The sequence below is a fragment of the Rhodococcoides corynebacterioides genome, assembly GCF_019834675.1.
Lineage (GTDB): Bacteria > Actinomycetota > Actinomycetes > Mycobacteriales > Mycobacteriaceae > Rhodococcoides > Rhodococcoides corynebacterioides_A.
In genome coordinates this window covers 16,174-27,849 of sequence record NZ_JABUBU010000031.1, presented here as the reverse complement: position 1 = coordinate 27,849, position 11,676 = coordinate 16,174, and the positions used below count along the sequence as shown (strand labels likewise).

The 11,676-nt window shown below is 70.7% G+C and carries 12 protein-coding genes; 5 read left to right on the top strand and 7 right to left on the bottom strand.

Going from position 1 to position 11,676, the window contains the following annotated elements:
* Window positions 1-391: 391 nt before the first annotated feature.
* From thiD to HQ603_RS17925, 4 genes are all read right to left on the bottom strand, one after another.
* On the bottom strand, window positions 392-1,183 hold the full coding sequence (gene thiD, locus HQ603_RS17940) for a bifunctional hydroxymethylpyrimidine kinase/phosphomethylpyrimidine kinase (RefSeq protein ID WP_222686106.1): 792 nt from the start codon (window positions 1,181-1,183) through the stop codon (window positions 392-394).
* A gap of 46 nt (window positions 1,184-1,229) precedes the next feature.
* Window positions 1,230-1,817: a class F sortase gene (locus HQ603_RS17935; protein WP_222686105.1), complete on the bottom strand. Its 588-nt coding sequence runs from the start codon at window positions 1,815-1,817 to the stop codon at window positions 1,230-1,232.
* Window positions 1,818-3,278 (bottom strand): hypothetical protein, encoded by a 1,461-nt coding sequence (locus HQ603_RS17930; protein ID WP_222686104.1) that lies wholly within the window; start codon window positions 3,276-3,278, stop codon window positions 1,818-1,820.
* Window positions 3,279-3,681: 403 nt separating this feature from the next.
* On the bottom strand, window positions 3,682-4,917 hold the full coding sequence (locus HQ603_RS17925) for an MFS transporter (RefSeq protein WP_222686103.1): 1,236 nt from the start codon (window positions 4,915-4,917) through the stop codon (window positions 3,682-3,684).
* Window positions 4,918-5,002: 85 nt separating this feature from the next.
* Here HQ603_RS17925 and HQ603_RS17920 point away from each other — a divergent pair, with 85 nt between their 5' ends.
* Window positions 5,003-5,695 (top strand): lysoplasmalogenase, encoded by a 693-nt coding sequence (locus tag HQ603_RS17920; protein ID WP_222686102.1) that lies wholly within the window; start codon window positions 5,003-5,005, stop codon window positions 5,693-5,695.
* On the opposite strand, the gene HQ603_RS17915 is transcribed toward HQ603_RS17920, so the two are convergent.
* Entirely contained in the window at window positions 5,622-6,104 is a 483-nt protein-coding gene (locus HQ603_RS17915; RefSeq protein ID WP_308126606.1) for a methylated-DNA--[protein]-cysteine S-methyltransferase, read from the bottom strand. The two genes, HQ603_RS17920 and HQ603_RS17915, sit on opposite strands and share 74 nt — an antisense overlap.
* 95 nt (window positions 6,105-6,199) lie before the next feature.
* On the opposite strand from HQ603_RS17915, the gene HQ603_RS17910 reads away from it, so the two are divergent.
* From HQ603_RS17910 to HQ603_RS17900, 3 genes are read left to right on the top strand one after another with little or no spacing between them, the layout of a single operon-like run.
* Window positions 6,200-6,988: an SDR family oxidoreductase gene (locus tag HQ603_RS17910; RefSeq protein ID WP_222686101.1), complete on the top strand. Its 789-nt coding sequence runs from the start codon at window positions 6,200-6,202 to the stop codon at window positions 6,986-6,988.
* Window positions 6,989-6,991: 3 nt separating this feature from the next.
* Window positions 6,992-7,678, top strand: a complete 687-nt coding sequence (locus HQ603_RS17905; protein ID WP_222686100.1) for a TrmH family RNA methyltransferase — start codon at window positions 6,992-6,994, stop codon at window positions 7,676-7,678.
* 39 nt (window positions 7,679-7,717) lie between these two features.
* The gene (locus HQ603_RS17900) at window positions 7,718-8,818 is read left to right on the top strand and encodes a glycoside hydrolase family 76 protein (protein WP_222686099.1); all 1,101 of its coding nucleotides are present in this window, start codon (window positions 7,718-7,720) and stop codon (window positions 8,816-8,818) included.
* A gap of 62 nt (window positions 8,819-8,880) precedes the next feature.
* Here HQ603_RS17900 and HQ603_RS17895 read toward each other — a convergent pair whose 3' ends face one another.
* A complete protein-coding gene (locus tag HQ603_RS17895) occupies window positions 8,881-9,552 on the bottom strand; it encodes a DedA family protein (protein ID WP_068151171.1) in 672 nt (223 codons plus the stop codon).
* Window positions 9,553-9,560: 8 nt separating this feature from the next.
* On the bottom strand, window positions 9,561-10,403 hold the full coding sequence (locus HQ603_RS17890) for a VTT domain-containing protein (protein ID WP_222686098.1): 843 nt from the start codon (window positions 10,401-10,403) through the stop codon (window positions 9,561-9,563).
* A gap of 116 nt (window positions 10,404-10,519) precedes the next feature.
* Between HQ603_RS17890 and fbaA the strand changes: the two genes are divergently transcribed.
* Entirely contained in the window at window positions 10,520-11,557 is a 1,038-nt protein-coding gene (gene fbaA, locus HQ603_RS17885) for a class II fructose-bisphosphate aldolase (protein WP_222686097.1), read from the top strand.
* The last annotated feature ends 119 nt before the right edge of the window (window positions 11,558-11,676 follow it).

Below are 11,676 nucleotides of genomic sequence, written 5' to 3'. Positions count from 1 at the left end.
GGGTCAGCCGCCCGCGCCTCCGGAGGGTGCGCCGGCACCGCCTGCACCGCCTGAGGGTGCGCCCACCCCGCCCGAGGGTGCGCCGACCCCGCCGGCACCTTCCGAGGGTGCGCCCACTCCGCCGGCCTGATCCGCGCACCTTCCAGTCATCCGCGCCAGCTGCAACACCGGCGGATGACTGGACGGGCAGCGGATTGCGGCGCGCTGCGCACCGGGTGCCCGGCCGACCGCCCCCGATCCGCGCGACTTTCAGGGATCCGCTGGAGCTGTAACCGGCGCGGATCCCTGGAGCCCGCGCGGATCGGGATGGGGTGGCAGATTGCGGCGCGCTGCGGACGGAGCGCCCTGCCGACCGGATCCGGTCGGGGCCGGAGTTGGACCCCGCCCGGACCTACCCCTGCCACCCGACGGCAGTGAAGGGGGCGGCGGTGGTGACCCGGCCGACGATCCCGGCGTGGGCGAAGTCCTTGGCCACACGCACGGCGTCGTACACCGAAGAACCCTTGGCCAGCTCGGCGGTGATGGCGGCGGCGAAGATGCAGCCGGCGCCGGAGACCCGCTCCTCACCGACCTTGGGTGCGCGGAACACGTGCACGTCGGTGCCGTCCCAGAGCACGTCGACGGCCTCGTCGCCGGGCAGGCCCGCCCCACCCTTGACGACGACGTACTGCGGCCCGAGGTCCGCGATGCGCCGGGCTGCCTCGGCGAGATCGTCGACGGTGGTGATGCTGTCCATGCCGGACAGGGTCTGTGCCTCGAAGAGGTTGGGGGTGACCACGGTGGCGCGGGGGAGGATGTCGGCGCGCAGGGCGTTGTCGGTGTCGAGCGCGGCGCCGGGTTCCTGGCCCTTGCAGATCAGCACCGGGTCGACCACGACGTGCCGCCAGCTCTGCGTGCCCAGCGAGTCCGCCACGACCGCAACGGTGTTCGGCGTACCGAGCATCCCGATCTTCACGACGTCGAGTGCGTGCGCCGCCGTCGCGGCTTCGATCTGGTCGGCGATCACACCGCCGTCGACGGGCACGAAGCGGTGGCCCCAGTCGGCTTTCGGGTCGAACGAGACGATGCAGGTGATGGTGCCGACGCCGTAGACCCCGAGCCGTTCGAAGGTCTTCAGGTCCGCCTGCAGACCGGCGCCGCCGGTGGCTTCGGATCCGGCGATGACGTAGGCGAGTGTCGGCATGGGGAACTCCTGGTCGTGGCTGACGCGGACACTCCAGTATGCCCCCTCAGTCGACGACGGCCTGTGCCACCACCAGGTAGTTGTCGTCGGTGGGCCGACCGTCCCGCACGTCGCAGTTGGCCAGCACGAGTCGGCCGGGAACCTGGGCGCGAAGAGCGTTGTCGGACAACAGCGCTCCCTTGGCGACGGGCCCCACCGATTCGACGCGGTAGGTGTGCGTCCCCGTGGGGGTGGCCAGGAGGGCGAGGTCCCCGGCCTGCACCACCCGCAAGGCGCGGAACGGCGCCTCGCTCTGCGAATAGTTGTGCCCCGCAACCACGACGGTCTCCGCCGAGCCGGGCAGGCCGCTCTCGCCCCACCACGCCGGCCGCTCGTCGACGGGGTTCAGCACGGCGTCGGCGTCACGGACGACAGGATCGGGGTGCAGCGGGGTGCTCAGGTACGTGGCGCCGTCGGCGCCCCGCAGTTCGAGGTGGGTCGGGGGAGCGGGCTGCGTCGCCGGCGCCACCGTCACCTGCGATGCCACCGGCGACCGGTCCGGTGGGGCCACCGGACCGGTCGTGTCGGATGCACCACAACCGACCAGCGCGACGAACGCGAGCGCCGCGACCGTCGCGCCGGCCGGTCGGTTCATCTACTGCGCCGAGCGACGACGACGCACCAGCAGCGTGCCACCGGCGGCTGCGGCGCCGACCACCACGACGCCGGCGACGACGGCCGGGACGACGGACGAGTTCGAGTCGGACGAGCCGGCTGCCGTCGTCGTCGATCCGTCGCCGAGGGCGAGGCTGACGGCCGGAAGCTGGCCCGCCACAGCGGGATTGCCGTCGGCGTCGGTGGTGAAGTAGTCGACCGCATGGAAGGTGCGGCCGGCGTCGGATTCGGTGAAGACACCGATGAGCTGGGTACCCGTGGCGTCGACGGAGACGGTGTTCTCGTCGACGACGGTGACCGGCACGCCCTCGGTGGTCTCCTCGCCGATCTCGACGGCGGTCTCCTCCTTCTCGCCGTTCTCCACGGCCTCGTCCTGCTCGGCCTTGGCGTCGTCGGCGTCCTGCTGAGCCTTGTCGGCGGCCGCCTTGGCGTCGGCTGCTTCCTTCTCGGCGGCGGCCTTCTCCTCGGCGCTCGCGGTGGCTTCGAGGGCCTTCGCGCGCTCCTCGGCGACGGTGGCGGCGATCTGCGCGGACGCGGCCTTCACCGCGGCGGAGACGACGGCGGCGACCTTGGCGCGCGCGGACTGCAGCGCCTCGGTGATCTTGGCGGTGTCGAGGGTGGCCAGGGCGTCACCCACGGCGGCCGCGGCGTCCTGCACCTCCTTCACGGCCTCGTCGGCCTTGGTGCGGGCCTCTTCTGCTGCGGCGGCCTTGGCGTCGGCGTCGGCGCGGGCGGCCTCGGCGGCGGTGGGGTCACCGGTGCCGGCCTCGGCGTCGGACTCCTTCTCGTCCGCGTCCTTCGCGGCGGCCTCGGCGGCGGCAGCGGCCTTGTCGGCCTCGTCCTTCGCTGCCGCGGCCTTCTGGTCGGCGGCCTTCTTGTCGGCTTCGGCCTGAGTGGCGAGACCTTCGGCGACGATCGTCTCCTGCTCGGCGATCGACTTCGCCTCTTTGGTCTCCGCCTTCTCGACCTCGGCCTTGGCGTCCTCCGCCTTGGCCTCGGCGGCCGGATCGGCGGCGTCGCGCAGGGCGGCGACGGCCTCCTCGAACACGGCGCGCGCCTTGGCCAGCGCCTCGGCGGCGGCCTTGGTGGCCTTGCCGGCGTTGTCGAGGGCGGCCTTCTGCTCGTCGGTGAGCTGCGGGCGGATGTCGATGGTGATGGTGGTGTTGCCGTCCTCGTCGACGACGACGGCGCCCGTGACCGGCGGCGTCGGCGCGGCTTCGGTGGTGGTGGGCGTGGTGGTCTCGGCAGGTGCCTCGTCGGTCGGTGCCGGAGCCTCGTTCGAGGTGCTCTCCGGGGCGGGGGTGACGGACGGGGAGGTGGTCTCCGAACCCGAAGGCTGCTGCGCCACAGCGACACTGGGCGCGGCGAGGGCGATCGAGACGGCGAGAGCGCCGGCCGCGGCGAGGCGGCGACGCCGTGAGCGGAGTGTCGACTGCGACATGAAGTGAGTCCTCGGTTCTACGGGCACGGTGTGTGCGTGGTCCCCCGACCACGTGGAAACGTACCTGCCGGTCGGGGTGAACCTTTACCCGAGGATTACATCGTCACCGAATGGTTACCAAAGGGAATAAAGGGGCGGATGGTGCCCATGTGGCATGACCTCGACTGTGGATCCGAGGCCGACCAGGGAATTGTGAACTCCGGGCCCCGGATTCCGAGGCTCGAACTTCACGATTCGACCGACCGGGCGCCCGGCTGTTCGACGGCACTCCGCCCCAGCGGCTCGAGCCGCTCGAACTCCGGCAGTTCCCCAGCGGCGCGGCTCTCCACCGCTACCGCCTCGTCGCCTGAACGTGGAGTCCCGGCTCGGAACACCCGACGCCGAGACTCCACAGCGGGAACGGTCAGTCGCCCACCGTCACCGCCCGCGCCTCGTCGACGCTGTGCGGGGCGGGCTCGTGCTCGTCCACGTGCGCGAGGACGCGGCGACCGGTCGACAGCACGCCGATCGCGAGAACGGTGCAGGCCGCGCCGATCCAGAACGGCAGGGACGCATGGCTTTCGCCGAGCTTGCCGGCCAGGTACGGGGCAGCGGCGCCGCCGACGAAGCGGACGAAGCTGTAGGCCGCGGACGCGGTGGACCGCTCGACGGGCGCGGACACCATGACCGTCTCGGTGATGAGGGTGTTGTTGACGCCGAGGAAGAGTCCGGCGAGCACCACGCACACGATCAGGACCGGCTTGGACTCGGTGAACGCGGCCATGACGGCGAGGTCGGCGGCGAACAGGGCCAGCGCGGCCATCATCATCGGCAGGGTGCCGAAGCGGCGCTGCAGGCGCGGGGCGAGGAAGACCGACGCCACCGCGAGGGCGAGTCCCCATCCGAAGAAGATGAAGCCGACGGCGTACGTGCCGAGGTCCAGCGGGAACGGCGTGTAGGCGAGCAGGGTGAAGAAGCCGTAGTTGTAGAGCAGCGCGGTGATGCCGACGGTCAACAGCCCACGGTGCCGCAGGGCGCGGAACGGATCGGCCAACGACGTGCGGTGGGCCGGTGCGGGCGTGTCGGGCAGCATGACCACGAGCAGGATCACTGCGACGGCCATGAGGACGGCGACGCCGAAGAACGGTCCGCGCCAGGAGATGCTGCCGAGCAGGCCGCCGACCAGCGGGCCGGTGGCGATGCCGATGCCGAGGGCCGCTTCGTACAGGATGATGGCCCGCGCCACGCCGCCGCTCGCGGCGCCGACGATGGCGGCGAGGGCGGTCGCGATGAACAGCGCGTTGCCCAGTCCCCACCCGGCGCGGTAGCCGACGATCTGTCCGATGGTCGACGACGAGCCCGCCAGCGCGGCGAACACGATGATGATCGCGAGCCCGGCGATCAGCGTCCGCTTGGGCCCGAAGCGCGAGGACACGACGCCCGTGATCAGCATCGCGATGCCCGTGACCAGCATGTACGACGTGAAGAGCAACGACACCTGGCTGGGTGTCGCGTCGAGCTGCTCGCCGATCGGTTTGAGAATCGGGTCCACCAGGCCGATGCCCATGAAGGCGATGACGCTGGCGAAGGCGACGGCCCAGACCGCCCGCGGCTGCTGCAGCAGGCTGCCCTGCTGCTCCTGGTTCACCGATCCGTGCACGACGGCTTCCTCTCTCCTCGATCGACGGGACGAGACGGCATAACGTTACCGACGCTAATGATATTCCTCCGCGTACGGTGACGCCATGCCGGACCGCGCCGCCGTCGGACACGTCACCGCCCTCGCCTACGTCGCTGCCACCGCCGCCACAGTGCTCGGCGCCGTCACCCACCGCCCGGCGCTGCAGTACGTCGTCAAGCCGGCGATGATGCCGATCCTCGCCCTCCGCGCCCGGGCGCACGACGATCCGACCCTCGCGATCGGGCTCGCCGCGGCCACGGTGGGCGACGTCGCCATGATCGAGCCCGACGACGATCGACGGGTCCGACTCGGCGCGTCCTGTTTCGCGGTGATGCAGTCGGCGTGGTCGACGAGGTTGTGGCGCACCGGTTCTCGCGTACGCCCGCTGGTGGCGGCGACCCGTGCGGCCGGGTGGGCCGGCGGCGTCGCGATCGCCCGACGACGCGCTCCCGGCATGCTGCCCGTCACCGCGACGTACGGCGGGCTGGTGGCGACGACGGCCGTGCTGGGGGCCGACGGCACCCGGGGCGCAGCCGTGGGCTCCACCCTGTTCCTGATCTCCGACGCCCTGGTGCTGGCTCGCCGGGCCGGCTCACCCCGCTGGGCCGACGCCCTCGAAGCCGCGGTGCTCGTCACCTACGCGGCGGCGCAATGGCTGCTCGTGCGGGGCATGTCGGACCCCGTCAGAACAACCGGTCGCCGCTCTCGAGGTCCAGGAGGAACCGCTTCCGCTCGAGACCCCCGGCGAAGCCGGTGAGCGACCCCGACGCACCGATCACCCGGTGGCACGGCACCACGATCGACAGCGGGTTGCGGCCGTTGGCCGCCGCGACGGCGCGCACCGACCCCGGCCGACCGACGGCAGTCGCCACCTCCGTGTAGGTCCACGTCGTCCCGTAGGGGATGGTGCGCAGCGCGCCCCAGACGTCGACCTGGAAGTCGGTTCCCGACGGCGCGAGCTCGAGATCGAAGGCGTGTCGCGTTCCGGCGAAGTACTCCGCGAGCTGGTCGCGGAGGTCGTCGAACCCGGCGTCGTCACGCTCGCCCAGCCGTGCGGGCGCGGGGGCGGGAGCGTGGGCCGGGAAGTACAGCCCGGTGATCGCGGCGCCGTCCCGGACGGTGGTCAGCGGACCGATCGGGGACTCGACGACGGTGTGGACGGGCACTCGTCTCCTCCCGGTCGGGGCCGGTGCTACTCGGCAGTAGGTTTCTCGGGCGGAGCTCTGTCGCCCGTGCCGCGCACCCTCTATTGTTCGGAACCATGTCCCAACCTACTGTCTTCATCACCGGCGCAGCAGCCGGAATCGGCCGTGCCACCGCGCTGACGTACGCCGCCGGAGGCTTCCACGTCGGGGCGTACGACATCGACGAGACGGGCCTCGCGTCGCTGGCCAAGGAGATCGCCGCCAAGGGTTCGACGTCCACCACGGGGTCGCTGAACGTGACCGATCCGGAGCAGTTCGCGGCGCGGCTGAAGGAGTTCGACGAGGCGTCGGGCGGTCGGTTGGACGTCCTGATCAACAACGCCGGCATCCTGCGCGCGGGCGAGTTCGCCGACCAGGATCTGAAGACGCACCGGCAGCAGGTGGAGATCAACGTCATGGGCGTGATCCACGGTCTGCACGAGGCGTTCCCGTACCTGAAGAAGACCCGCGGCGCGCAGGTGGTCAACCTGTGCTCGGCGTCGGCCATCTACGGCCAGCCGGAGCTCGCCACCTACGGCGCCACCAAGTTCGCCGTGCGCGGGCTCACCGAGGCCCTCGACCTCGAGTGGCACAAGCACGACATCGCCGTGAAGGCCATGTGGCCGCTGTTCGTGCAGACGGCCATGACCGAGGGCGTGACCACGGGCACCACCGGGTCGCTGGGCATCAAGCTCACCGCGCAGGACGTCGCCGACGCCATCTTCAAGTCCACGCAGCCGGCCAAGCGGATCTACCACAAGGTGCACTTCCCGGTGGGCCTGCCGTCCAAGGCGCTGTCCATGGGGTCCCGCTTCTCGCCCGTCTGGCTCACCCGCGAGGTCAACCGCCGCCTCTCGCACAGCTGATCGGTGGACCCGGACACCGCCGACCCGCAGGGTCAGGACATCGCCGGCGCCACCGAGTGGGGCGAGCACCCGCGGGGCGCGCCGCCGTGGGACTTCGGTCGCGACGGACCTCGTCCCACCGATCCGCGGTACGACCCGGAGCTGCTCGACGGCGGTGACCGTCGCAACGTCGTCGACGCCTACCGGTACTGGCGCCGCGAGGCCATCGTGGCCGACCTGGACACGCGTCGTCACCCCCTCGAGGTGGCCATCGAGAATTTCGAGAACGACGCCAACATCGGCACGGTGGTGCGCACGGCCAACGCGTTCGGCGCCGCGGCCGTGCACATCGTGGGACGACGACGGTGGAACCGTCGCGGCGCCATGGTCACCGACCGCTACCAGCACCTTCGCCATCACGACGACGTGGCGAGCGTCGTCACCCACGCCGCCGAGCACGACCTGGCCGTCGTCGCCGTCGACAACGTGCCCGGCTCGGTCCCGCTGGAGACGACGACCCTGCCGCGCCGGTGCCTGCTGCTCTTCGGACAGGAAGGTCCCGGCGTCACCGACGCCGCGCGGGAGGCGTCGCGGCTGACGGTGTCCATCGCGCAGTTCGGCTCGACACGCAGCATCAACGCCGGTGTCGCCGCCGGGATCGCGATGCACGCCTGGGTTCGGCAGCACGCCGACCTCGGCCGCGCCTGGTAGCCGACCGACCCCGTCCGGGCGGCTGGCAAGATCGTGGTCATGCACGACAGCTGGTCCCTCCGCGCGGACGCCGCCGAGGAGGCCGTGATCTCCCGACACGTGCGTCGGCTGTGGGGATTGCCGGGGACCGCGCTGGGGGTCGTCGCGTGGCCGCCGGTGCGTCGGGAACGCGCGTTCGCCCGGTGGCACTACTGGTGGCAGGCCCATCTGATCGACAACCTCGTCGACGCCGAGGAACGCGCCCCCGCCGCGCGACGCCGTCGTCGCCTCACCCGGATCGCGCGCGCCCATCGCGTGCGCAACCTCACCGGGTGGACCAACTCGTACTACGACGACATGGCGTGGCTCGGCCTCGCCCTCGAGCGCGCCCAGCGGCTGCACCTCGTGGACAACCGTCGCGCCATCGCCGACCTCGAGACCGAACTGTTCGAGGCGTGGGACCCCGCGCACGGCGGCGGCATCCGGTGGGCGAAGAAGAGCGACTTCTACAACGTCCCCGCCAACGGCCCGGCCGCGATCTTCCTCGCCCGCACCGGGAAACCGTGGCGCGCGCAGGCGATGGCCGACTGGATCGACGCCACCCTCGTCGACCCCGACACGCACCTGATCCTCGACGGCATCCACGCCGACGGGCGCCTCGAGACGCCCGTCTACAGCTACTGCCAGGGCGTCGTGCTCGGCGCCGAGACCGAGCTGGCGGTGCGCGTCGGCGACGACCGCCACCGCGAGCGGGTGCACCGACTGGTCGACGCGGTGTCCGACCACCTCACCGAGGACGGAGTCATCACCGGCGGCGGCGGTGGGGACGGCGGCTTGTTCAACGGCATCCTCGCCCGGTACCTGTCCCTCGTGGCGACGTCGTTGCCCGGCGACACCGGGGACGACGTCCGCGCCCGCGCCACCGCCCGGGGCATCGTTCTCGCCTCCGCCGAGGCCGCGTGGCAGAACTGCCTGTCGATCGAGGGGCTGCCGCTCTTCGGCCACGACTGGACGAGGGTGGCAACCCTGCCGTCGTACGGCACGTCGATCGCCCGATTCGCCGACGGGACCGTCGTCTCGTCCTCGGTGCCGGAACGCGACCTGTCCGTCCAGCTCGGCGGGTGGATGGTGCTCGAGGCCGCGGCCCGCGCCGACACCTGACCGACCCGCCTACGCGTCCGGCAGCACCGCGACCGCCTACGCGTCGGCCTCCACGCGACCGCCTACGCGTCGATGTCGTGGACCTCGGTCGTCACCGCCGGCCGCCGCATCTCCTTGCGGTACTGATAGATCCCGAACGCCGTGCCCAGCACGATGGAGACGATCATCAGGGTCAGCACCGTCGGGAACAGCCACGGCACCCGGTCGAGCCACGATCCGAAGTAGAAGCCGAGCAGCAGCAGCACCGGCGCCCAGATGAGGGCGCCCAGGGTGCTGGCGACGGTGTAGCGGCGGTGGTTCATGTTGCCGGCGCCCGCGACCATCGGGCACAGCGTGCGCACCCACGGAATCCAGCGCGCCACCAGGACGGCCCAGAACCCGTGCCGCTCGAGCAGGCGGTTGACCTTCTCGAGGTTCTCGACGTTGATGTACTTGCCGTTCTTGCGCGCGACCAGCCGGTGACCGGTGCGTTTGCCGATCACGTAGCCCACCTGGTTGCCCACGATCGCCGCGAGGAACGCACCCGCCGACAGTCCCCAGACGTGCGAGACACCCGAGGCGTGCCCGGCCAGGCCGATGCCGGCGGTGATGAGCAGCGAGTCGCCGGGCAGGAACAGGCCCAGGATGACCGCGCACTCGAGGAACACGAAGGACACCACGATCAGCCAGACCAACGTCGGGCCGGCGGACTCGAGGAAGCCGAGTCCGCCCGAGGCGAGAACGTCCTGCGTCATCGACCCGGTCAGCTCGCGCCGTCGGGGCGGGCGGGCGACTGCGGTGCGGCCGGAGTGGACGGCGCCGAGTCGGTGGACGACCACTTGGACGGCTCGACCTTGCCGTCGAGCTTGCCGTCGAACGCGTCGACGGCCTCACCGAGCGGGGTGCGCCGCGAGGAGATCAGGCGCTTGCCCACCTCCCACGCGATCGGCAGCACCGACACGGCCACGATGAGCAGGAAGATGATGTCGACGTTGTCGCGGATGAACGCGATTTGGCCGAGCAGGTAGCCCAGCAGCGTGACGCCCGCACCCCAGACGATGCCGCCGACCACGTTGTAGGTGATGAACACCCGGTACCGCATGTTGGACGCACCCGCGACGACCGGCGCGAACGTGCGGACGATCGGGACGAAGCGGGCCAGGAAGATGGTGATGGGGCCGTGCTTCTCGAAGAACGCGTGCGACTCGTCGATGTACTTCTTCTTGAGGAACCGCGCGTCGTCGTGAAACAGGCCCGTGCCGGCCTTCGTCCCGATGAAGTAGCCCGCCTGATCGCCCAGAACCGCGGCGATGGGAATGGTCACCATGAGCACCCACAGCGGCGCGAACGGCGCCACCTCGGTGGACTTCGACGCCGCGATCAACCCGGCCGTGAAGAGCAGGGAATCGCCGGGGAGCAGCGGAAACAGCAGTCCGGACTCGATGAAGACCACCAGCAGCAGACCCACCAGCACCCAGGTGCCGAACGAGTTCAGCAGGTTGACCGGGTCGAGGAATCCCGGCAGGAGGGCGAGGTCGGTGGTGGAGGCGGACAGGGTAGGCACGGCGACAACCCTACCGGCGTGCGCGAGTACATCGCCCTGCATGCGCTCTACCGGCGGGTAGGTCGGGCGCAGGGCGAACCCGTGTCGTCCGGTGTTGCCATACTGCTAGGCGATGCACCCGACCCGAGGTGCTCCCGCTCACCGTGGAGGTTCTTTCCGTGCCGATCGCCACTCCCGAGGTCTACGCCGAGATGCTCGGCCGCGCCAAGGAACATTCGTTCGCCTTCCCCGCCATCAACTGCGTGGGGTCCGAGTCGATCAACGCCGCCATCAAGGGCTTCGCCGACGCCGGGAGCGACGGGATCATCCAGTTCTCCACCGGTGGCGCCGAGTTCGGTTCCGGCCTCGGTGTGAAGGACATGGTCACCGGTGCGGTGGCGTTGGCCGAGTTCGCGCACGTCGTCGCCGCGAAGTACGACGTCACCATCGCGCTGCACACCGATCACTGCCCCAAGGACAAGCTGGACACCTACGTGCGTCCGCTGATCGCGATCTCGCAGGAGCGCGTCGACGCCGGCCAGAACCCGCTGTTCCAGTCTCACATGTGGGACGGCTCCGCGGTCCCGATCGACGAGAACCTCGAGATCGCGAAGGACCTGCTGGCCAAGGCCGCGGCCGCGCGCATCATCCTCGAGATCGAGATCGGTGTGGTCGGCGGCGAGGAGGACGGCGTCGAAGCCGAGATCAACGACAAGCTCTACACCTCCAACGAGGACTTCCTGAAGACGGTCGAGGCGCTGGGCGCCGGCGACGCCGGGTCGCGCTACCTGCTGGCCGCCACCTTCGGCAACGTCCACGGTGTGTACAAGCCGGGCAACGTGAAGCTGAAGCCGTCCGTGCTGGCCGACGGCCAGAAGGTCGCCACCGACAAGCTCGGCCTGCCCGCCGGCTCGAAGCCGTTCGACTTCGTCTTCCACGGCGGATCGGGTTCGGCCAAGAGCGAGATCGAGGAGGCCCTCGAGTACGGCGTCGTGAAGATGAACGTCGACACCGACACCCAGTACGCCTTCTCGCGCCCCATCGCCGGGCACTTCTTCACCAACTACGACGGCGTCCTCAAGGTCGACGGCGAGGTGGGCAACAAGAAGACCTACGACCCGCGCAGCTACCTCAAGAAGGCCGAGGCCGGCATGTCGGCGCGGGTCGTCGAGGCGTGCAACGACCTGAAGTCGGCCGGGCGCAGCGTCTCCGCCTGAGTCAGGCACGTCGACACCGCCTGAGTCAGGCACGTCGACACCGCCTGAGTCAGGCACGTCGACACCGCCTGAGTCAGGCACGTCGACACCGCCTGAGTCAGGCATGTCGACACCGCTTG